The sequence below is a fragment of the Comamonas sp. JUb58 genome, from assembly GCF_004364775.1.
Classification (GTDB): Bacteria; Pseudomonadota; Gammaproteobacteria; order Burkholderiales; family Burkholderiaceae_C; genus Comamonas.
Genome location: NZ_SOAL01000015.1, coordinates 22193 through 44773, shown reverse-complemented (window position 1 = coordinate 44773; position 22581 = coordinate 22193). Strand labels below are relative to the sequence as shown.

Here is a 22581-nt window from a genome sequence, read left to right as displayed (position 1 = left end):
GCAGCCCCTCCCGCGCCTAGCCGCCTTGGGGCAGGTTCTCCCACCAGGCGGCATCAAAGCTGCCCTGCAAGAACGCGATAAAGGACTGCACCTTTTGTGGCACCAGGCGCGGCGAGGGGTAGACGGCATGGATCTCCTGCTCCGGCAGGCGGCAGGTCTTGAGCACCTCGACCACGCGGCCCGCCTTGAGCGATTCATGCGCCACATAGCGCGGCAGTGCGGCCACGCCCATGTGCGAGCGCGCAGCGGCCAGCAAGGCCGAGAGGTTGTTGGAGCGCAGCCGGCCCGTGACCGGCACGGAGACGGACTCGCCACTGGCATTGCGCAGGCGCCAGACATCATTGCCCTGCACGCTGCTGTAGATCAGTGCCGAATGCTCTTTCAGGTCTGATGGCCGGCGCGGCGTGCCCTGCTTGCGCAAGTAGGCGGGCGAGGCCACCAGCACCCAGGGATTGACGCCCAGCATGCGCGCACCCAGCGATGAATCCGCCAGCTTGCCCAGGCGCAGCGCCACATCAATGCCCTGGGCCACCAGGTCGGTGTAGCGGTCTTCAAAGCTCAGGTCCACCTGCACCTGCGGGTTGTGCTGCATGAAATCCATCGCCAGCGGAATCAGCACGCGCCGCCCAAACGCGACCGAGCTGCCAATGCGCAGCTGGCCCTGCACCTGCGTTTGCCGCACCTGCACGACATTGTCGGCATCGGCCACATCGCTGACGATGCGCTTGCATTTCTCGTAGTACAGCGCACCCGCCTCGGTCAGGCTCACGCCCCGCGTATTGCGGTTGAGCAGGCGCACTTGGAGCCGCGCCTCCATCGCTGCCACCTGCTTGGTCACTGTGGGCTGGGTCGATGAAAACTCCTGCGCCACCTTGGTAAAGCTGCCCGTTTCCACCACGCGCACAAACATGTGCATGGCATCGAGTCGGTCCATGGTTGTGTCTCCTGGGATTGCTGCGGCCTGGCATGCCGCTCGTTACACGCTGGGCGCTTTTTGAACAGGTTTGCAGCGCCTCTGCGCCCGATGATGCGGCATGCTGCGCCGTGCCGTCCATTCCTGGGTGGAATAAATTTTATGGTCCGCCTGCGCCTTCCGGCAAACGCCGGGCTTCCCTACAGTCGAACCCAGCTGTAAAGGAGACCCCATGGCCAAAATGAAAGCGATCGAAGCCGCCGTCCGCGTGCTGGAAAAAGAAGGTGTGAGCGTCGCATTCGGCGTTCCTGGCGCTGCCATCAACCCGCTGTACGCGGCGATGAAGGCGCATGGCGGCATCGGCCATATCCTGGCCCGCCATGTCGAAGGCGCCAGCCACATGGCCGAGGGTTATACCCGCGCCGTGGCGGGCAATATCGGCGTCTGCATCGGCACCAGCGGGCCGGCTGGCACCGACATGATCACCGGGCTGTACTCGGCCAGCGCCGATTCGATCCCGATCCTGTGCATCACCGGCCAGGCGCCGCGCGCCCGGCTGCACAAGGAAGACTTCCAGGCCGTGGACATTGCCTCCATCGCCAAGACCGTGACCAAGTGGGCCACCACGGTGCTGGAGCCCGCCCAGGTGCCCGGCGCCTTCCAGCAGGCCTTCCATCTGATGCGCTCAGGCCGCCCCGGCCCGGTACTGATTGACCTGCCCATCGATGTGCAACTGGCCGAGATCGAATTCGACATCGACACCTACGAGCCCCTGCCCGTCTACAAACCCGCCGCCACCCGCAAGCAGGCCGAAAAGGCCATCGCCATGCTCAATGCCGCCGAGCGCCCCCTGATCGTCAGCGGCGGCGGCGTCATCAACGCCGATGCGGCAGAGTTGCTGGTGGAGCTGGCCGAGACCCTCAATCTGCCGGTGATCCCCACCTTGATGGGCTGGGGCAGCATCCCCGATGACCACCGCTTAATGGCCGGCATGTGCGGCCTGCAAACCAGCCACCGCTATGGCAATGCCAGCATGCTGGCCTCGGATTTTGTGCTGGGCATCGGCAACCGCTGGGCCAACCGCCATACCGGCTCGGTCGATGTCTACACCAAGGGCCGCAAGTTCATCCATGTTGATATCGAGCCCACCCAGATTGGCCGCGTGTTTGCGCCTGACTTCGGCATCGTCTCGGATGCCAAGGCCGCGCTGGAGCAGTTTGTTGCTGTCGCCAAGGACTGGAAGGCCGCCGGCAAGCTGCGCGACCGCAGCGCCTGGGTGGCCGACTGCCAGGGCCGCAAGAACAGCATCGACTACCTGCGCAAGACCAACTTCGACAACGTGCCGATGAAGCCCCAGCGCGTCTATCAGTGCATGAACCAGAGCTTGGACCGCGACACCACCTATGTCTCCACCATCGGCCTGTCGCAAATTGCCGGGGCGCAGTTTCTGCATGTCTACAAGCCGCGCAACTGGATCAACTGTGGCCAGGCCGGCCCCTTGGGCTGGACCACCCCGGCCGCGCTGGGCGTGCGCGTGGCCGATCCGCAGCGCAAGATCGTTGCGCTGTCGGGCGACTACGACTTCCAGTTCATGATCGAGGAGCTGGCCGTGGGCGCGCAGTTCAAGCTGCCCTACATCCATGTGCTGGTCAACAACAGCTACCTGGGCCTGATCCGCCAGGCACAGCGCGCCTTCAGCATCGACTACTGCGTGCAGCTCGCCTTTGACAACATCAACATGGACGCGGACGAAGCCGCACGTGGCTATGGCGTGGACCACATCAAGGTCGTCGAAGGCCTGGGCTGCAAGGCCATCCGCGTGCACCGCCCTGAAGACTTTGCGCCCGCCATGCACCAGGCCGAGGCCTGGATGGCCGAGCACCGCACGCCGGTCGTCATCGAATGCATTCTGGAGCGGGTGACCAATATCGCGATGGGCACCGAGATCGACAACGTCGTCGAGTTCGAAGGCCTGGCCACCGACAAGGCCGATGCCCCCAGCGCCCTCGCGCTGCTGGATTGATGCACCCCTCGTTTTATAACCGGAGTTTTGCCATGCCCCGTTTTGCTGCCAACCTCAGCATGCTGTTTACCGAAGTGCCGTTTCTCGACCGCTTTGAGCGCGCCGCCCAGGCCGGTTTTGAGGCCGTGGAGTTTCTGTTTCCGTATGCCCATACGGTAGAAGAGATCCAGCAGCGGCTTGATGCCACAGGCCTGCAGATTGTGTTGCACAACCTGCCTGCGGGCGATTGGGAAGCGGGCGAGCGCGGCATTGCCTGCGATCCCCGGCGGGTGGATGAATTCCGCGCCGGCGTTGCCAAGGCCGTTACCTATGCCCATGCGCTGGGCGTGCCGCAACTCAATTGCCTGGCCGGCAAAGCGCCCGCCGATGTGGATGCCGCCAGCTTGCGCCGCACCCTGGTCGACAACCTGCGCTTTGCCGCTGCGGCGCTGAAGATGGCCGACCTGCGCCTGCTGGTCGAGCCCATCAATACCTTCGACATCCCCGGCTTCTACCTGAGCCGCACCGACCAAGCACTGGCCATCCTGGACGAAGTAGGCGCTGCCAACGCCTTTGTGCAGTACGACATCTACCATGCCCAGCGCAGCGAAGGCGAGCTGGCCGCCACCCTGCAAAAGCACCTGGCCCGCATCGGCCATGTGCAGCTGGCTGACAACCCAGGCCGCCATGAGCCGGGCAGCGGCGAGATTAACTATCCCTTCCTGTTGGCGCACCTGGACCGCATCGGCTACAGCGGCTGGGTGGGCTGCGAATACAAGCCCGCGCAGAGCACCGAGGCAGGCCTGCACTGGCTGGAAACGGTAGCTGGCCAAAAGCGGGCGACGGCCACTGCCTGATCGCCCCTGAGACCGACACCCTCACATCCATAAAAAACCAAGGAGATTTCTGCATGCATGCAACGCCACTCAAACTGGGTTTTATCGGCCTGGGCATCATGGGCGCGCCCATGTGCAGCCACCTGATCGCCGCCGGCCACCAGCTGTTCATCAACACGCGCGGCAAGGTGCCGGCCCATATCGCAGAAAGCACAGCCACCCAATGCACATCGGTGCGCGGCGTGGCCGAGCGGGCCGATATCGTCTTTGTGATGGTGCCCGACACGCCCGACGTCGAGAAAGTGCTGTTTGCCCCCGATGGCCTGGCCGCCGGCCTCAAGGGCAGCAGCGGCAAGATTGTGGTGGACATGTCGTCCATCTCGCCCGTAGCGACCAAGGACTTTGCCAAGCGCATCACCGCGCTGGGCGCGCAGTACCTCGATGCGCCGGTATCGGGCGGCGAGGTGGGGGCCAAAAATGCGACCCTGTCCATCATGGTGGGCGGCCCGGAGGCGGCCTTCGAGCGTGTCAAGCCGTTGTTCGAAACCCTGGGCAAGAACATCACCCTGGTCGGCGGCAACGGCGACGGCCAGACCGCCAAGGTGGCCAACCAGATCATCGTCGCGCTGAACATCGAGGCGGTGGCCGAGGCCCTGCTGTTTGCATCCCGCGCCGGTGCTGACCCGGCAAGGGTGCGCCAGGCGCTGCTGGGCGGCTTTGCCTCGTCCAAGATTCTGGAGGTGCATGCCGAGCGCATGATCAAGCGCACGTTTGAGCCCGGCTTCCGCATCGCGCTGCACCAAAAGGACCTGAACCTGGCGCTATCCAGCGCACGCCAGCTCGGCGTGGCGCTGCCCAACACCGCCCAGGCGCAGGAGCTGTTCAACAGCTGCGTGGCCCACGGCGGCGCGGGCTGGGACCATTCCGGCCTGGTGCGCGCGCTGGAGATCCAGGCCAATTTCGAGATCGGGCAAAAAGCGCCGGGCTGAGCCGGTTGCAGGCGCGGCAGACCGGCTATGCTTGCGCGATGTCCCGCCCTGCCCGCCTGCTCCGCCTGCTCGATCTGTTGCGCCGCGCCCGCCAGCCCCAAACCGGCCCGGCGCTGGCCCAGACCCTGGAGGTGAGCCTGCGTACCCTCTACCGCGATATTGCCAGCCTGCGCGAGCAAGGCGCCGCCATCGAGGGCGATCCGGGCATTGGCTTTGAGATGCGGCCCGGCTTTTTGCTGCCGCCGCTGATGTTCAATGCCGATGAGTTGGAAGCCTTGCTGCTGGGCGCCCGCTGGGCCAGCCTGCAGGCCGACCCGCAGCTGGCCAGTGCCGCCAGCGCCGCGATGGACCGCATCCGCAGCGCCCTGCCGCTGGAGCTGCGCATCGCAGTCGATACCAGCGGCCTGATGGTCCCCAATATGCAGCCCAACCCCCAGCCCGAAACCTGGCAGACCGGGCTGCGCCGCGCGATCCGTGCCGAACACAAGGTGGTGTTGCACTACGAGGACCAACACGGTCGCCTGACCGAGCGCCTGGTCTGGCCGTTTGCGATGGCCTATTTCGACCGCAGCCGGGTGGTGTCCGCCTGGTGCGAGCTGCGCCAGGGCTTTCGCCATTTTCGGGCCGACCGGGTGCATGCCATGCAGGAGCTGCAGGAGCGCTATCCGCAAAGCCGGCACAGCCTCATCCAGCGCTGGCTGGCGGAAACGGGCTACACGATGAATGGCTGGTCATAAGCGCGGACCGCTTCATGTTCGGCTGCTGACAGTTTCTGTCAGCGCCCCTGTCTAACCTGCGTGCATGGCGACTTTGCCAAGCCCTGAACAGGAAGATGACATGACCACTCACAACGCCCCGCTGCGCTTTTTCTACCACCCCCAGTCCCGCGCCCGCATGGTGCGCTGGATGCTGGAAGAATGCGGCGCCGTCTATGAACCGGTGCGGCTGGAGTTTGGCGGCACGATGAAGTCGCCCGACTACCTGGCGCTCAACCCCATGGGCAAGGTGCCAGCGCTGCAGCATGGCGACACGATGGTGAGCGAGACCGGCGCGATCCTGGCCTACCTGGCCGACCTCTTCCCCGAGAAAAAGCTGGCCCCAGCGCTGGGCAGCAGCGAGCGCGGCAGCTACTACCGCTGGCTGTTCTTTGTGGCTGGGCCGGTCGAGGCGGTGTCCACCGCCAAGGCGGAGGGCTGGCTGCAGAACCAGAGCGAGCGCCAGGCGCTGTCGGCAGGCTTTGGCCGTTTTGACGATGTGCTGCGCAGCCTGCAGCTGGCGGTCACCGGCAAGCGCTATGCCTGTGGCGACCATTTCACGGCGGCCGACCTGTACCTGGCCAGCTATATCGGCTGGAGCATGCAGGAAGGCACCCTGCCGAGCCTGCCCGCCTTCCAGGACTACGCCTTGCCGCTGCTGCAGCGCCCGGCCGCTCAGCGTGCCGATGCGCTCGATGGCCCCGTGCAGATGCCCAGCGCAGCCGCTGCCTGATCGGGCCGCTGCCATCTGCATGCCACGTGGATCAGGCACAATAGCCCGGGGTGGCCGTGGAGCCACCTTGTTTTATCCACCAGTCCATGCCCGCTTTTTCGTACGAAGTTCTAGACGCCCAGGGCCAGACCCGCAAGGGCATGATCGAAGCCGACAGCGCCAAGGCGGCACGCAGCCTGCTGCGTGCCCAGGCCATGGTGCCCTTGGCGGTCGAGCCCCTGGGCGATGTCGACGACAGCGGTGCCAGCACGGTGCGCAGCCGGCGCGCGGTCTTCAATGCCACCAGCCTGGCGGTCTGGACGCGCCAGCTCGCCGGCCTCATCAGCTCCGGCCTGCCGCTGGAGCGCGCGCTGACTGCGCTGATCGAAGAGATCAACAGTGAGCCCCAGCGCCAGCTGGTGGCCAGCCTGCGCGCCGAGGTCAATGGCGGCTCCACCTTTGCCAAGTCGCTGGCCCTCTACCCCCGTGATTTTTCGCAGATCTACCGCGCCGTGATCGATGCGGGCGAGCACAGCGGCCACCTGGACCAGGTGCTGTCGCGGTTGGCCGATGATCTGGAAGAGCGCGACCAGCTCAAGAACAGCCTCATCGGTGCCTCGCTCTACCCAGCCATCGTTACCTGCTTTGCCTTTGTCGTGGTGATGGTGCTGATGAGCTATGTGGTGCCCCAGGTGGCCGAGGTGTTCTCGGGCACCAAGCATGCGCTGCCGCTGCTGACCCGCATCATGCTGGGCTTCAGCGACCTGATCCGCCACTGGTGGTGGCTGGGCGCGGGCCTTGCGGTTGTTGGCACCGTGATGCTGCGCCTGTCACTGCGCCAACCGGCCTTTCGCCAGCGCTTTGATGCTGGCTGGCTGCAGTTGCCGGTCATCGGCAAGCTCTCGCGCAACTACAATGCCGCCCGTTTTGCCTCCACCCTGGCCATGCTCAGCAATGCCGGTGTGCCCATCTTGAAAGCGCTGCAGGCCGCTGCGCAAACCGTCTCCAACCAGGCCATGCGCCAGGATGCCATCGATGCGCTGGACATGGTGCGCGAAGGCGCGCCGCTCGCATCAGCCCTGGCCCAGAAAAAGCGCTACCCCGCGCTGCTGTCGATGTTTGCCCGCCTGGGCGAGCAGACCGGCGAGCTGCCGCAGATGCTGCAGCGTGTGGCCAACCAGCTGGCAGGCGATGTAAAGCGCCGCGCGATGCGCCTGGCCACCATCCTGGAGCCGCTGCTGATCGTCGGCATGGGCATCATTGTCGGCATCATCGTGATGGCGGTGCTGATGCCCATCATCCAGCTCAACCAGTTTGTGCGTTGAACGCTGCAGGCCAGGGCGCCATACGGCGCGCCTGGCCTGATTCGGCCCTTACTCCGCGTGGATCTTGTTGGCCTTCACCACATCGCCCCAGAGCTTGTACTGCGCGCGCGTCATCGCATCCAGTTGCTCAGGCGTACCGCCGCCTGGCTGATCGCCGCGCTCCTGAAAGCTGCGGATAACCGCTGGTTCCTTCAGCACCGTGTTGATGGCGGTATTGAGCTTTTGCACCACCTCCGGGCGGGTGCCGGGCGGGCCATACATGCCGATGAAGGAGATGATCTCGAAATCCTTCAGGCCCACTTCGGCGGGGGTCGGCACATCGGGCAGAGAGGCGACGCGGCTGCTGCTGGTCACCATGATGGCGCGCACCTTGCCGGACTTGATATAGGGATCAAACACCGAGGTGGCATCAAACATCGCCTCGATGCGGCCGGCCATCAGGTCGATCACGGCCGGGCCACTGCCCTTGTAGGGCACATGGTTCATCGCTGGGCTGCCCAGGCGCTCGCGCATCAGCTCGGTGGTCACATGCACCAGCGAGCCTGCACCCGGGGTGCCATAGTCCACGCCCTTGCCTGCCTTGGCGCGCTCTTTGACGAGGGCGGCAAACTGCGCAAAGTCCTTCACCGGCGACGCAGCCGGCACCACCAGCACCAGCGGCGACTGCAGCAGAATGCCGACCGGCACAAACTTGGTCGGGTCCACAATGCCCAGGGTCGGGAAGACATGCGGGGTCACCGTCATCGAGCCATTGCCCACCAGCATGCGGTAGCCATCGGGGGCCGAGCGCATGATGTCCGCCGAGCCCAGGTTGCCGTTGACGCCGGCCTTGTTCTCGATGACCACGCCCTGGCCCAGGTTGGCTGCCAAGCTGTTGCTGAGCACACGGGCGGCAAAATCGGTCTGACCACCTGGCGGAAAGCCCACCATCAGGGTCACCGGCTTGGTCGGGTAGGCGGTTTGCGCCAGCGCCGGGGCGCCGACCAGGCTGGTGCCCAGCGCCAGGCCCAGGGCCAGGCCTTGGGTCAGTTGGCGGCGCAGCATCGCGTGCTGTGTTGTCTTGGTCTTCATTGTTATGTCTCCTTGGTTTGAAATCAGACTGCAGCAGGTGCTGCGCTGTCTTGCTGCTCGGGTGAGAACTTGTCCACCGCTTCCCACAGGCCGTTGATGTAGACGGCGCCCAGAGCCCGGTCGTAGAGGCCATAGCCGGGCTTGCCGGTTTCGCCCCAGATCATGCGGCCGTGGTCCGGGCGCACATAGCCTGCAAAGCCCACATCGTGGTAGGCCTTGACGATGGCCGCGATGTCGAGCGAGCCGCAGGTCGAGAGGTGGGCGGTTTCTTCGAAATCGCCGTCGGGCGAGACCTTCACATTGCGGATATGCGCAAAGTGGATGCGGCCCCGGCCGCCAAACTCGCGCACCAGCGCCTCGACATTGTTCTGCGGGCCGGCGCCCAGCGAGCCCGAGCACAGGGTCAGGCCATTGGCGGGGCTATCGATCAGGTCGACGATGCGGGCCAAGTCGTCGCGGTTCTTCACGATGCGCGGCAGGCCAAAGATCGGGCGCGGTGGGTCATCGGGGTGGATGGCCATCTTGATGCCGCATTCTTCGGCCACCGGGATGACCGCCTGCAGAAAATAGGCCAGGTTCTGCCAGAGCTGCTCGGCATCGACCTGGCGGTAGGCCTGCAGCAGGCCTTGCAGCTCGTCACTGCGGTAGCTGCTGTCCCAGCCGGGCAGCGAGATGCCTTTTTCCGCATCAATGCTGTCGGCCATGCGGCTGTCAAAGGCCAGGCAGGTGGAGCCATCGGGCAGCTGCTTGGCCAGCTCGGTGCGGGTCCAGTCAAACACCGGCATGAAGTTGTAGCACACCACCTGCACACCGGCAGCGGCCAGATGGCGCAGGGTTTGCTGGTAGTTGGCGATCAGCTGGTCGCGGCTGTCGCGGCCGAGTTTGATGTCTTCGTGCACCGGCACCGATTCCACCAACTCAAAAGCCAGGCCGGCCTCTTCGATATGCTGCTTGAGCGCCTCGATCTTGGCCAGCGGCCAGACGGCGCCAACCGGCTCGTCGTAGATCGCCGAGACGATATGCGTGACCCCGGGGATCTGGCGAATATAGGCCAGGGACACCGGGTCCGAGCTGCCAAACCAACGAAACGACATCTTCATGGATGAACCTTTTCCTGCAATTAAAAATCTGGTTAGACCAATTCTACAAACTGGCCAGACCATTTAGATTGATGGTTTACCACTATGTCCGGTATTTGCCGCATTTGGGCCGGACGGCGGCTTACACTGCTGCTGGCCCTCCGGTTTTGGCGGATCGGCCCATGAACGGAATACGCGCAAGATGCCCAACAAGCTGGTCCCGACGGTTGACGACGACAGCCGCACCACCGGCGTCAGGTCCTACCAAGACCTCGCCAGAAAAATCCTGGAAGAAACTGCTGCAGACAGCGCGGCGGCCGACCAGCGCCTGCCCTCGGAGCGCACCCTCGCCGACATGTTCGGCGTCAGCCGCACTGCCGTGCGCGAGGCCATCATTGCGCTGGAGGTGCAAGGCCTCGTCGAGGTGCGCCTGGGCTCGGGCATCTACCTGCAGTCCACGGGTGCCAGTGGCCCCAGCCGCCTGCCCGCCTTTGATGTGCCCACCGGCCCCGGCCCGCTGGAAACCCTGCGCGCCCGCGTGCTGGTCGAGGCCGAGATTGCCGCAGCCGCTGCCAGCGAGCGCCGCGATGCCGACCTGGACCGCATGCTCGATGCCCTCGCCACCATGCGCCTGCAGCTGGCCGACAAGGACGCCTACGATGCAGCCGACCGGCGTTTTCACCTCGCCATTGCCGAGGCCACCGGCAACCGCGTGCTGCAGCACATGGTGGAAGCCATGTGGGACAACGCCCGCCAGGACCCGCGCTGGGACAAGATCGAGCAGCATTTCCACTCCGAGCAGCTGCGCGAGGCCAGCCTCAAGGACCACCAGGCCATATTTGCCGCAATTGCCGAGCGCCAGCCCGAGCAGGCGCGCCAGGCGATGCAGCAGCATTTGGGACGTGTCATTTCGCAGTTCTCCCAGGCTTGGTATTGAGTACAAACTGCCCTGCCACTGCGCTATATTGGCCCCAGTTCAGCAACAAGGACGGCCATGGCTGCCACTCTCGAAAACAAGCTGGTGGTCGCGATCTCCTCGCGGGCGCTGTTCAACTTTGAAGAAGAAAACCGGGTTTTCGAGCAAGACAAGGACCAGGCCTATGCCCAGCTGCAGCTGCAGCGGCTCGATATCCCCGCGCCGCCGGGCGTGGCCTTCTCCTTGGTGCGCAAGCTGCTGGCCTTTAACAGCGGTACGGTGCAAAAGGTCGAGGTGGTGCTGCTGTCGCGCAATGACCCGGTCAGTGGCATGCGGGTGTTCCGCAGCTGCAAAGCCCATGGCCTGCATTCCATCCAGCGCGGGGTGTTCACCCAGGGGCGCGACCCTTTCCGCTACCTCAAGCCGCTGGGCGCGCATTTGTTTCTGTCCGCCAATGCCACCGATGTGCAGCAGGCGCTGCAGCTGGGCTTTCCGGCGGCTCGCGTGCTGACCGAATCGGCCCAGGCGCAGGACAGCCATCCCGATGAAGTGCGCATTGCCTTTGACGGCGATGCCGTGCTGTTCTCCGATGAGGCCGAGCGCGTCTTCCAGGCCCAGGGACTGGATGCGTTCCAGCGCCATGAGATCGAACACGCCACCCGCCCCCTGCCCGATGGCCCCTTCAAGCCGCTGCTGGCTGCGCTGCACCGGCTGCAGCAAGACACGCAAAGCCAGATGCGCATCCGCACCGCGCTGGTCACCGCCCGCAGCGCTCCGGCGCATGAGCGCGCCATCCGCACCCTGATGGACTGGAACATCGGCGTCGATGAAACCATGTTCCTCGGCGGCCTGGCCAAGGGCGAGTTTCTGCGCGAGTTCGAGCCCGATTTCTTCTTTGACGACCAGACCGGCCATGTGACCAGCGCAGCGGCCCATGTGCCGGCCGGGCATGTGAGCAGCGGCATCTCCAACCTCTGATCGCCTGCATCCCACCCAGGCGCAAAAAAGCCGCTGGCTCCTGATGGAGACAGCGGCTTTGGCGTTCAGGCTTCTACAGCCAGCTGCTTAGAACTGCTTGATAAAGCCCAGCGAGACCGCACGGCCCTGCAGCGGCGCCGCGTTCTTAATGAACGAGGTGTGCACGTAGGCCAGCTTGTTGGTCAGGTTGTCCAGCTTCAGGTAGATCTGCCATGGCGTGCCATCGCTGGAGGTCTGGTGGTAGCTCACGCGCCAGTTCAGCATGCCGTAGCCAGGGGTCTCGGTTTCATAGTCCGCCACCTTGTTCTGGCGCTTGACCAGCTGCCACTGCGCCTCGCTGCGCCAGTTGGCCCATTTTCCTGCTACGCGCAAACCTACGCGGGCAGGGGCCAGGCGCGGGATCTTGCTGCCGTCTTCGAGCTTGGCATGCACCAGGTCACCGGTGGCACCCACCGTCCAGTTCGCGTTGATGCGGTGCTGGATCTGGCCTTCCAGACCGGTGAAGGTGGCCGTCTGTTGTGCGTACTGCAGCAGCTGCAGGCCTTCATGCTCATCGACGGTGCGGCCATAGATGTAGTTGTTCACCCGGTTGCGGTAGACATTGACCGAGTAGGTCGTGTCGCCCGCGGTGCGAGCAATGCCGATGTCGATATTGCCCGAGCGCTCCTTGCGCAGGTCGGGGTTGCCCAGCTCATAGGTCGAGGTGGCCATGTGCAGGCCGCGCGCATACAGCTCTTCGGCGGTCGGCAGGCGGCTGGCCGAGGTGACATGGGCGCTCAGGCGGTAACCCGGCATAAAGCGCCAGCTGCCGCCCAGCGACAGCGAATTGCCCTTGTGCTTCCGCACCAGGCCGTCGTCGTTGGCATACACGCTTTGCCAGTCGTGGCGCAGTGCGGCTTCCACGCCAAAGTCGCCAAAGCGGCGTTCTTCAAGCAAGTAGACGCCCTGGCTTTGCGTGCGGGTTGGCTGCACATAGGCTTCTTCACCGGTAGCGCTGAAGCGGCGCTGCGCGGCCTCAAAGCCCACCAGACCGGTCCAGCCGGCAATCGGCTCGTGCAGCACATCAACACGCATGTCATGCGCGCGGTTCTTGAAGCTGGTGGAAATCTCGCCGCCCTCGATCTCGTCGTGGTGGTAGCGCGTCACGCCACCGCGCACACGGATGGCCGACACGCCGGCGAAGGGCTGGCGCCACTCGGAGCGCAGGTCATAGCGCTCGCTGTGCATGTCCACCACTGGCACGCCTTCTTCTTCATGGTCGTGGTCGTGGTCATGGCCGTCTTCGCCGTGGTCATGGTCATCATGGCCGCCGCAGTGCAAGTGCAGGCCATGGGTGTGGCAGCCTTCAAAGCTGTGGTTGTGGCCGGGCAGGCCGTAGCGTGCCTGGGTGCGGGTGTAGGCCAGGCCCACATAGCCGCTGTCGCCGATCCAGGACAGGCCAATGCTGCCGCCAGCATTGCGCGCGCGGCTGCCGTCCACCTTGTTGCCCAGGCCCCAGCCGCTGCCCACGCGGTAGTCATCGGCATTGCGGGCCATGCCTTCCACATGCAGGGCAAAGGGGCCCGAGCCGGCGGTCAGCGACAGCGCCGTCGCCGCATCATTGGCGCCCGTACCGGCACGCACTTCGACCTGGCCTTCATAGCCCTTCTCCGGCACCTTGGTGGGGATCTTGTTGTCCAGCACATTGACTACACCGCCGATCGCACCGGCGCCATAGATCAGCGCCGATGGACCACGCAGCACCTCGATCTGGGTGGCCAGCATGGGCTCGCTCACCACGGCATGGTCGGGGCTGATGGTCGAGGCATCCTGGATCACCGCGCCATCGTTCAGCACCTTGACCCGCGCACCGTCCATGCCGCGAATCACCGGGCGGCTGGCACCCGCACCAAAGTGCGTGGCCTGGATGCCGGGCTCATTGGCCAGGGTCTCGCCCAGGCTGGCACCGCGCTTTTGCACCAGCTCATCGCCTTGCAGCACGCTCACCGGCGTGGTCATGTCATCGACCGTGCGGTTGGTGCCGCTGGCCGACACCGTCACCTCGGGCAAGGTGGTGGTTGCGGTGGTCGCAGTGGTCGCGGCGGTCGTTGCCTGCGTGCTGTCTTCAGCGTTCTGCGCCAGCGCGGCGCTGCTCAGCAGCAGGCCGATCACCGCTGCTGCCACCGGGCGCAGATCGCGCGCCTGCGGCTTGAAAATTGCTGTGCGCGCCATCAGCGGCTGCGCCTGTTGTGCATGGAAACCCATGGTCTACCCCTCGAAAAGCACATGCATCCCCAGCATGTGCAGGCGCAGCCCCGCCCTGCGGGCTGAACCGGCCAGGCGCCAAAACGCCCGGCAACTGCGCGGAAAAAACAAGACAGACCGGCCTGCGCTGCCCTGCGCCATCAAAGCTCAGGGGTGAACGGCCGTGTCAATGAAACAAGGAGGGGATGAGAGAGGGAGGCCCACGCGCAAAGAACAGCGCCGGGCTTTGCCGCAGCAAGATGGCCAGCACGGTCGGTGCTGCTTCCTGCACCGCCCGCAGCAAGGGCGCTTGCAGCGCATGGCAGAGAAGGCCAGCACCCAAGGCCATGTGCGAGAAGCCCTGGCAATCGGCTTCGGAGTGCTTGCCAAACAGGTCATGCACGCCATGGCCGGGGCTGACCACGCTATCGCTGCCATCGCGCTCGCCAGCCGTGGCCGACGATGTCGCTACAACAGCGGCTTGCAGCGCCCTGGCATAGAGGTGGCTGATGTCATGGAGCTTGCCCAGCAGCGGCATGCACAGCTGCGCAAAACACAGCCAGCACAGCAGCGCCACCGCCCAGCCACGCAGCGGCCTCGGCGCATGCGCCGAGACAGACAGGGGATGGAAGAAGCGCAGGGAGGACACGGGCGAGGCAGACGATCAAACCAAGTGGCGCACTCCCCCGAGAGCCGGGGCAGACGCGCCACTATTGCAAATGAATTGCATTATGCCTGCAAATAGCAGACCGACTAAAGCATGGGGGACAGGAACAGCACTCCAGGGCCCCCTAAAAACCAAGGCCCGGAAAACCGGGCCTGGGGTATGGGGGTGTGGATAAGCCGCTTAGAGAAAGCGCTCCAGCAGCTTGCGCGACGCCTTGTCCAGGCGGTTGGTATCGGGCAGGCGGTAGTGCACGCCATCGGCCGAAGTGATCAGCAGATTCTGGCGGCCGTGCAGCTTGCGGATGTCCTCTTCGGCCTTCAAGGTCATCTGAACGGGGCCCCGGTCGGTTTCCAGAGCCCAGATGCTGGGCACCGAGAAGGTCGAGACGCTGAGGATGCGCTCGATCAGCGGCTGGAATTCGCGCGCGGCCAGGTCCTCGTCGAGCAGCGCACGGGCGGCCGGGTCCACGGCCTCCATATCGGCGATCCACAGCACTTCCTTGCCGTCTTCACCAATGAGGGAGATGCCGTGCAACGGGGCCGACAGCGGAAAGGCGCGCACCGGGTTGACCTGGTGCGGGGCGCCGTCCTTGAGAAACACCAGGCGGCCAAAGGCATTGCGGCTGAGCGGCAGCGGTGCGGAAGAAGTAGTCAAAGTCATGGCAAGGCTTTCCTGGGCTGCAGATCAGCGGTTTTCATCGGACCCGTCCACATGGGACTTGGGAAGGGACTGCATGTCATAGGTCACGCCCGCCGCACGCGCGGTGACCACGCCAGCGGCTTCGGCATCCTCCTCGGCGCGGCGTGCCTGCGCCATGTACAGGCGCCAGTAGGCGCCTTCCTGGGCCATCAGCGCGTCATGCGATCCGACTTCGACGATCTCGCCACGGTCCATCACCACCAGGCGGTCGGCCTTGCGCAGGGTCGACAGGCGGTGGGCAATCGCAATCGTGGTGCGGCCTTGCACCAGGTTGTCCAGCGCACGCTGGATTTCCTTTTCGGTCTCGGTGTCCACGGCCGAGGTCGCCTCGTCCAGGATCAGGATGCGCGGATCGATCAGCAGCGCGCGCGCAATCGAGATACGCTGGCGCTCACCGCCGGACAGGCCCTGGCCGCGCTCGCCGACCAGCGAGTCATAGCCGTGGGGCAGGCGCAGGATGAACTCATGCGCATGGGCGGCGCGGGCAGCGGCAACGATCTCTTCGCGCGTCGCATCGGGCTTGCCGTAGGCAATGTTCTCGGCAATGGTGCCGAAGAACAGGAAGGGCTCTTGCAAAACCAGGCCGATGTTGCTGCGGTAGTCGGACACCGCAATGCGGCGCACATCGACGCCATCGAGCTGGATCGAGCCATCGGTCACGTCGTAGAAACGGCTGATCAGGTTGACCAGGGTACTCTTGCCCGAGCCGCTGTGGCCCACCAGGCCAATCATCTCGCCGGGGCGGATCTGCAGGTTCAGGTCCTTGATGACGGTGCGGCTGCCATAGCGGAAACCGACGTTCTCCATCGTGATGGCGCCCTGCACCTTGCCCAGCTTAACCGGGTTGACCGGGTCGGGCACGTTGCTCACATGGTCCAGGATGTCAAAAATGCGCTTGGCGCCGGCAGCGGCCTTTTGCGTTACCGAGACGATGCGGCTCATCGAATCCAGACGCGTGTAGAAGCGGCCGATGTAGGCGATAAAGGCGGTCAGCACACCGACGGTGATCGAGCCGCCCGCCACCAGGTAGATACCAAAGGCCCAGACGATCAGCAGGCCGACTTCGGTCAGCAGGGTGACCGTGGGGGTGAACAGCGACCAAGTCTTGTTGACCCGGTCATTGGCTTCCAGGTTGACCTGGTTGGCGGCGGCAAAGCGGTCGGCCTCGCGCTGCTCTTGCGCAAAGGCCTTCACGACGCGGATACCGGGAATCGTGTCGGCCAGCACATTGGTCACTTCGGACCAGACGCGGTCGATCTTCTCGAAGCCGGTGCGCAGCTTGTCGCGCACGGTGTGGATCATCCAGGCAATAAACGGCAGCGGCACCAGGGTGACCAGGGCCAGCCAGGGGTTGATCGAGAACAGGATGGCCGAGGTCATCACGATCATCAGCACATCGGTCGCAAAATCCAGCGCGTTGAGCGACAGAAACAGGTTGATGCGGTCGGTTTCGGCGCCGATACGGGCCATCAGGTCACCGGTACGCTTGCTGCCGTAAAAATCGAGCGAGAGCTTGAGCAGGTGGTTGTAGGTGGTCGTGCGCAAATTGGCGCCGATGCGCTCAGAGACGCGCGCCAGCACAAAGGTGCGCGCCCAGCCCAGCAGCCAGGCGATCAGCGCCGAAATCAGCAGCGCACCCAGGTAAAAACGCACCAGGCCGGCATCGATCTTCTCGCCGTTCTGGAACGGGATCAGGATCTTGTCCATCAGCGGAATCGTCAGGTACGGCGCCACCAGCTGGGCGGCCGTGGTGCAGAGCGTCAAGACAAAACCCAACAACAATTGCATTTTGTAGGGCTGGGCAAAGCGCCAGAGGCGCAGCAGCACCCAACTCGATGTCGGTGCATTCTGCTGGCGGGCGCAGGCAGGGCATTCTTCGCTATCGGGGGGCAGTACGCTGCCGCAGACCGGGCAGAGCGAGCGCTCGTCTTCCACCACCTGGTAGGCCTCGTTGCGCAGCAAGCGCTCACGTTGGCGTTCAAACTGCTGCATCAGGCCCAGTACCGCCGTTTGGTGGCTCAGGGTGATGCGCCACAGGCCCAGGCGCTGCGCGCTGTCGTGCAGCTCCAGGCTGCCCACACCGCCATGGTCAAAAAAACGCAGGCTCAAATCAGGCGAAAGTACCCACTCACTCCATTGCTGGGCATCGGTATCAAAGGCCAGAAGGCGCTCCGAGGTCAGAACCACCTGGCCGCTGCCGAAGCGCAAATCAGAGGTCAAGTCAACGGGAGTGACGGCAAGCACGTTTTCCAGATTGTTGAGCTTGGCTCGCAATTGGGTTCCTAGCGGACCCGCAAAGAATGCTGACGCGTCCGCGGAATGTTGATGTTGCATATGGCGTTTTTCTCTCCGCACGGGGCGGTGGCAGTTGTCCGGTGAACAACCGCATATTATTGTGGCGAACCGCGGCATGGGCCGCCCCGCCCTCATCTGTCTTTAACGTCTGACACGCCCAATAGGCTGACAGCGATTAATCTGCCTCATTTGGGCGCACAATGCTTTCCCATCTACGGCGATTCCCCCCGGAATTGTTACTTATGTTTATCCGTTGATCGATATGGCGAAATTCAATACCATCCAACTCTTGCGCACGACCTTTTTGCGCGGCCCCAGCGTCTGGACTTACCGCCCCGTATTGGAGGTCTGGCTGGACCTTGGAGAGCTGGAGGACTATCCCTCGAACAAGATCCCCGGGCTGAACGAGCGCCTCACCACCTGGCTGCCCGACCTGATCGAGCACACCTGCGGCGTCGGTGAACGCGGCGGTTTCATCCAGCGCCTTGAAGGCGGCACCTGGATGGGCCATGTGATGGAACACGTGATCATCGAGCTGCTAAACCTGGCCGGCATGCCTGCCGAGTTCGGCCAGACGCGTGAGATCTCCAAGCGCGGTGTCTACCGCATGGTGTTCCGCTGCCCCGAAGAGGCCGTGGCCCGCGTCGCCCTGGAGCATGGCCACCAGCTGCTGATGGCCGCCATCAACGACGAGCCCTACGACATCAAGCCGGCGGTCCACGCGATCAAGACGGCGATCAATGACCGCTACCTCGGCCCTTCGACCGGCTGCATCGTCGATGCCGCCAGCGAGCGCCGCATTCCCCATATCCGCCTCAATGATGGCAACCTGGTCCAGCTGGGCTATGGCGCTGCACAGCGCCGCATCTGGACGGCCGAGTCCGACCAGACCAGCGCGATTGCCGAAGGCATTGCCCAGGACAAGGACTTCACCAAGCGCCTGCTGACCGCCTGCGGCGTGCCCGTACCCGAAGGCCAGATCGTGGCCAGCCCCGAAGAAGCCTGGGAAGTGGCCCAGGAAATCGGCTTCCCCGTCACCGTCAAGCCCTCCGACGGCAACCACGCCCGTGGCGTGACCCTGGAGCTGTCCAAAGAGGCGGACATCAAGGCCGCGTTTGCACTGGCCCAGCCCGAAGGCTCGGACGTCATCGTCGAGAAGTTCATCGACGGCGTTGAGCACCGCCTGCTGGTGGTGGGCGACAAGGTGGTCGCGGCCACCAAGGGCGAGACCGTCAGCGTCTACGGCAATGGCAAGGCCACCCTGCGTGAGCTGGTGGCCGTGCTCAACGAAGACCCCCGCCGTGGTCCCGAGCAAGAGTACCCGCTCGACTGGATCAAGCTGGAAGCCGGCGCCGTCAAGCTCGAACTCAACCGCCAGCATGTCACGCCAGACAGCGTGATCGCCCAAGGCCAGAGCGTGCTGCTGCAACGCAATGGCAACATGGCCATCGACTGCCTGGACGATGTGCACCCCGATGTCGCCTACTACGCCGTTCTGGCCGCCAAGATCGTCGGCCTGGACATCGCCGGCATGGACATGATCCTCAAGGACGTCTCCCAGCCGATGCAAGGCCAGGGCGCGATTCTGGAAGTCAATGCCGGCCCCGGCCTGCTGATGCACCTCAAGCCCACCAGCGGCGCACCGCGCCCGGTCGGCATGGCCATTGCGGACCACCTCTTCCCCCGCGAAGAAGGTGCCGGTGCAGGCCGCATCCCGATCGTCGGCATTGTCGGCACGCAGAACAACGCCTTCATCGCGCGCCTGGTCGGCTGGCTGCTGCAGCTGTCGGGCAAGCTCACCGGTGTGGCCAGCGACGAGGGCATGTTCCTGTCCAACCGCCAGACGCAGAAGACCAATACCGCCAACTGGGCCGGCGCCCACCGCCTGCTGACCAACCGCCTGGCGCAAGCCGCGGTGATCCAGACCACGGCACGCTCCATTCTGGAAGAAGGCCTGGCCTACGACCGCTGCCTGGTCGGTGTGGTGACCGATATGCAAGGCTACGAAGCCCTGCCCGACCACGATGTGCTGGAAGCCGGCCAGATGCGCCGCGTGATGCGCACCCAGATCGATGTGGTGCTGGACGAAGGCGCCGGCGTGCTCAACGCCGACCTGCCCGAAGTGGCCGACCTGGCCGAGCTCTGCGATGGCGAAGTCGTGCTGTACACGACCCAGGCAGAGAACGAAGCCGTGGCCGCCCACCGCGCCAACACCGAAGCCCAGCACGAAGGCGGCCGCGCCGTCATCATCAAGGGCAACAACGTGGTGCTGGCCACCGGCGCGCAAGAGCGCGTGCTGGGCACCCTCGATGCGCTGAGCCTGCCGGGCGGCAAGAAGCCCGACACCTCGGCCCTGCTTGCCGCCATCGCCACGGCCTGGGCGCTGGATATCACCCCCGATCTGATCGGTGCCGGTATCAAGACCTTCGAGTACAACGCCTGATACGCCGGACACGGCTCTCCACGACGACAAGCATGCACGGCCCGCTGATTCAGCGGGCCCTCCATCTGAAAGAAACACTATGCAGCTCTCCCGCACCCGTGCCTTGCGTGGCCCCAATCTCTGGACCCGCAGCACCGCCATCGAGACCATCGTGCGCTGTGAAGACAGCGAACAGCGCTACAGCACCATCCCCGGTTTTGAAGAAAAACTGCGCGCGCGCTTCCCCAACATCGCCCCCCTGCAGCCCCATGGCGCCGACCAGGCCCTGTCGCTGGCCCATGTGCTCGAAGTCGCCGCACTCTCGCTGCAGGCGCAGGCCGGCTGCCCGGTCACCTTCAGCCGCACCCATGTGACGACCGAGCCTGGCACCTACCAGGTCGTCGTCGAATACACCGAAGAAGCGGTGGGCAAGCTGGCGATGGAAAAGGCCGAAGCGCTGATCCAGGCCACCTTGAACGACAGCCCTTTTGATGCCGACGCCGCCATTGCCGCGCTGCGCGAGCTGGATGAAGACGAGCGCATCGGCCCCTCGACCGGCGCCATCGTCGATGCCGCCGTCGCCCGTGGCATTCCCTTCCGCCGCCTGACCACTGGCTCGCTGGTGCAGCTGGGCTGGGGCTCCAAGGCCCGCCGCTTCCAGGCGGCCGAGATCGATTCGACCAGCGCCGTGGCGGAATCCATTGCGCAGGACAAGGACCTGACCAAGCGCCTGCTGCATGCCGCTGGCGTGCCCGTGCCCATGGGCCGCCCTGTGGCCGATGTGAACGAGGCCTGGCAAGTGGCACTGGAAGTGGGCCTGCCCGTCGTGGTCAAGCCCCAGGATGGCAACCAGGGCAAGGGCGTGGTGGTCAACATCACCACCCGCGAAGGCCTGGAAGCCGCTTACAAGACCGCCAGCGAATTTGGCGACGAGATCATGGTTGAGCGCTTCCTGCCCGGCCACGACTTCCGCCTGCTGGTGGTGGGTGGCCAACTGGTCGCCGCTGCCCGCCGCGAGCCACCCCAGGTCCTGGGTGACGGCCAGCACACCATCCGCGAGCTGGTGAACCTGGTCAACCAGGACCCACGCCGCGGCACCGGCCACGGCACCGCGCTCACCAAGATCCGCCTGGACGACATCGCCATCTCCCGCATCGCCAGCGAAGGCATGACCCCCGACAGCGTGCCCGGCCAAGGCCAGCGCGTGGTGCTGCGCAACAATGCCAACCTGTCCACCGGCGGCAGTGCCACCGATGTGACCGATGACGTGCATCCCGAAATCGCCGCCCGCGCGATCGAAGCGGCCCAGACCATTGGCCTGCACATCTGCGGCGTGGACGTGGTCTGCGAAACCATGCTCAAGCCGCTGGAAGAGCAAAGCGGCGGCATTGTCGAAGTCAACGCCGCCCCCGGCCTGCGCATGCACCTGGCGCCCTCCTTCGGCAAGCCCCGCCATGTCGGCGTGCCCATGGTCGATGAGATGTTCAGCGCCGGCAACGACGGCCGCATCCCGCTGGTGGCCGTGACCGGCACCAACGGCAAGACCACGACCACCCGCGTCATCGCCCATCTGTTCACCTCGCACGGCTGGCGCACGGCGATGACCAACACCGATGGCGTCTACGTCAACGGCCGCCAGATCGACAGCGGTGACTGCTCGGGCCCGCGCAGCGCGCGCAACGCCCTGGCCCACCCCGAGACCGATGCCGCCGTGCTCGAATGCGCACGCGGCGGCATTCTGCGCGAAGGCCTGGGCTTTGACCGCTGCCAGGTCGCCGTGGTCACCAACGTGGGCGAAGGCGACCACCTGGGTCTGAACTTCATCACCACCAAGGAAGACGTGGGCGTGCTCAAGCGCGTGATCGTGCAGAACGTGGCTCCCACCGGCTACGCCGTGCTCAACGCCGCCGACCCGCTGGTCGCCGCGATGGCCCATGTCTGCCCCGGCAAGGTGATCTTCTTCGCCGCCGACCGCCACCACCCCGTGATGGCCACGCACCGTGCGCAAGGCAGCCGCGTCGTCTATGTCGATGGCGACAGCATCGTGGCCGCCGAAGGCTCCTGGCGCGAGTCGATCCCGCTGCGCGAGATCCCGATCACCCGCAATGGCGCGATCACCTTCCAGGTCGAGAACGTCATGGCTTCCATCGGCGCCGCCTGGGCCGCCGGCCTGCCCTGGCAGACCATCCGCCGTGGCCTGGCCGGCTTTGTCAACGACAGCGACAACGCCCCTGGCCGCTTCAATGTGATGGACTACCGCGGTGCGACCATCATTGCCGACTACGGCCACAACCCGGATGCCATCCGCGCGCTGATCCAGGCCGTGGAAGCCATGCCCGCCAACAAGCGCAGCGTGGTCATCAGCGGCGCCGGCGACCGCCGCGACGAAGACATCCGCGTCCAGACCGAAATGCTGGGCGAGGCCTTCGACGACGTGATCCTCTACCAGGATGCCGCCCAACGCGGCCGCGCCGACGGCGAAGTCATCGCGCTGCTGCGCCAAGGCCTGCAAGGCGCCAGCCGCACCAGCTACGTGACCGACATCCACGGCGAGTTCATCGCCATCGACCACGCGCTGGCACGCCTCCAACCGGGCGACCTCTGCCTGGTCCTGGTCGACCAGGTCGAAGAAGCGCTGGAGCACCTGCAGCGCCACGTGGCCCAGGCCGCCGCCCAGGCCTGATCCTCTGCTCCCACAT

Annotated in this window: 17 protein-coding genes; 10 read left to right on the top strand and 7 right to left on the bottom strand. The window is 65.0% G+C overall.

Going from position 1 to position 22581, the window contains the following annotated elements; translation table 11 throughout:
* Positions 1 to 16: 16 nt before the first annotated feature.
* Complete coding sequence (locus EDF71_RS16700) at positions 17 to 934, bottom strand: LysR family transcriptional regulator (protein WP_133857690.1); 918 nt, start codon at positions 932 to 934, stop codon at positions 17 to 19.
* Positions 935 to 1145: 211 nt separating this feature from the next.
* On the opposite strand from EDF71_RS16700, the gene gcl reads away from it, so the two are divergent.
* The 6 genes from gcl to gspF all read left to right on the top strand — a co-directional run bounded on the left by gcl (position 1146) and on the right by gspF (position 7532).
* Entirely contained in the window at positions 1146 to 2936 is a 1791-nt protein-coding gene (gcl, locus tag EDF71_RS16695) for a glyoxylate carboligase (protein ID WP_133857689.1), read from the top strand.
* Between the two features lie 32 nt (positions 2937 to 2968).
* Entirely contained in the window at positions 2969 to 3772 is an 804-nt protein-coding gene (gene hyi, locus EDF71_RS16690; protein WP_133857688.1) for a hydroxypyruvate isomerase, read from the top strand.
* 53 nt (positions 3773 to 3825) lie between these two features.
* Positions 3826 to 4740: a 2-hydroxy-3-oxopropionate reductase gene (gene glxR, locus EDF71_RS16685; RefSeq protein WP_133857687.1), complete on the top strand. Its 915-nt coding sequence runs from the start codon at positions 3826 to 3828 to the stop codon at positions 4738 to 4740.
* Positions 4741 to 4778: 38 nt separating this feature from the next.
* The gene (locus EDF71_RS16680; RefSeq protein ID WP_133857686.1) at positions 4779 to 5477 is read left to right on the top strand and encodes a YafY family protein; all 699 of its coding nucleotides are present in this window, start codon (positions 4779 to 4781) and stop codon (positions 5475 to 5477) included.
* Positions 5478 to 5577: 100 nt separating this feature from the next.
* Positions 5578 to 6228, top strand: coding sequence for a glutathione S-transferase family protein (locus EDF71_RS16675; RefSeq protein WP_133857685.1), 651 nt, complete (start codon positions 5578 to 5580; stop codon positions 6226 to 6228).
* 86 nt (positions 6229 to 6314) lie between these two features.
* On the top strand, positions 6315 to 7532 hold the full coding sequence (gene gspF / locus EDF71_RS16670) for a type II secretion system inner membrane protein GspF (RefSeq protein ID WP_133857684.1): 1218 nt from the start codon (positions 6315 to 6317) through the stop codon (positions 7530 to 7532).
* Between the two features lie 48 nt (positions 7533 to 7580).
* Here the strand turns inward: gspF and EDF71_RS16665 are convergent, their stop codons facing one another.
* Together EDF71_RS16665 and uxuA are read right to left on the bottom strand one after the other, a co-directional pair.
* Complete coding sequence (locus EDF71_RS16665) at positions 7581 to 8603, bottom strand: tripartite tricarboxylate transporter substrate binding protein (RefSeq protein WP_243854339.1); 1023 nt, start codon at positions 8601 to 8603, stop codon at positions 7581 to 7583.
* A 23-nt stretch (positions 8604 to 8626) separates the two neighbouring features.
* Positions 8627 to 9703: a mannonate dehydratase gene (gene uxuA / locus EDF71_RS16660; RefSeq protein ID WP_208301070.1), complete on the bottom strand. Its 1077-nt coding sequence runs from the start codon at positions 9701 to 9703 to the stop codon at positions 8627 to 8629.
* 181 nt (positions 9704 to 9884) lie between these two features.
* Here uxuA and EDF71_RS16655 point away from each other — a divergent pair, with 181 nt between their 5' ends.
* Positions 9885 to 10619 (top strand): FCD domain-containing protein, encoded by a 735-nt coding sequence (locus EDF71_RS16655; RefSeq protein ID WP_133857683.1) that lies wholly within the window; start codon positions 9885 to 9887, stop codon positions 10617 to 10619.
* A gap of 57 nt (positions 10620 to 10676) precedes the next feature.
* Positions 10677 to 11576, top strand: coding sequence for a 5'-nucleotidase (locus EDF71_RS16650; RefSeq protein WP_133857682.1), 900 nt, complete (start codon positions 10677 to 10679; stop codon positions 11574 to 11576).
* Between the two features lie 87 nt (positions 11577 to 11663).
* Here EDF71_RS16650 and EDF71_RS16645 read toward each other — a convergent pair whose 3' ends face one another.
* The 4 genes from EDF71_RS16645 to EDF71_RS16630 form a co-directional block, all read right to left on the bottom strand.
* Positions 11664 to 13820, bottom strand: coding sequence for a TonB-dependent receptor (locus EDF71_RS16645; protein WP_133857681.1), 2157 nt, complete (start codon positions 13818 to 13820; stop codon positions 11664 to 11666).
* A 166-nt stretch (positions 13821 to 13986) separates the two neighbouring features.
* On the bottom strand, positions 13987 to 14448 hold the full coding sequence (locus tag EDF71_RS16640; RefSeq protein WP_133857680.1) for a hypothetical protein: 462 nt from the start codon (positions 14446 to 14448) through the stop codon (positions 13987 to 13989).
* 198 nt (positions 14449 to 14646) lie between these two features.
* Positions 14647 to 15126, bottom strand: a complete 480-nt coding sequence (locus tag EDF71_RS16635; protein WP_133857679.1) for a DUF1854 domain-containing protein — start codon at positions 15124 to 15126, stop codon at positions 14647 to 14649.
* A 24-nt stretch (positions 15127 to 15150) separates the two neighbouring features.
* Entirely contained in the window at positions 15151 to 17499 is a 2349-nt protein-coding gene (locus EDF71_RS16630; RefSeq protein WP_133857678.1) for an ABC transporter ATP-binding protein, read from the bottom strand.
* Between the two features lie 223 nt (positions 17500 to 17722).
* Here EDF71_RS16630 and cphA (EDF71_RS16625) point away from each other — a divergent pair, with 223 nt between their 5' ends.
* Both cphA (EDF71_RS16625) and cphA (EDF71_RS16620) read left to right on the top strand, forming a co-directional pair.
* On the top strand, positions 17723 to 19903 hold the full coding sequence (cphA, locus tag EDF71_RS16625) for a cyanophycin synthetase (RefSeq protein WP_133857677.1): 2181 nt from the start codon (positions 17723 to 17725) through the stop codon (positions 19901 to 19903).
* 79 nt (positions 19904 to 19982) lie between these two features.
* The gene (gene cphA, locus EDF71_RS16620) at positions 19983 to 22565 is read left to right on the top strand and encodes a cyanophycin synthetase (protein ID WP_133857676.1); all 2583 of its coding nucleotides are present in this window, start codon (positions 19983 to 19985) and stop codon (positions 22563 to 22565) included.
* Positions 22566 to 22581: the final 16 nt, after the last annotated feature.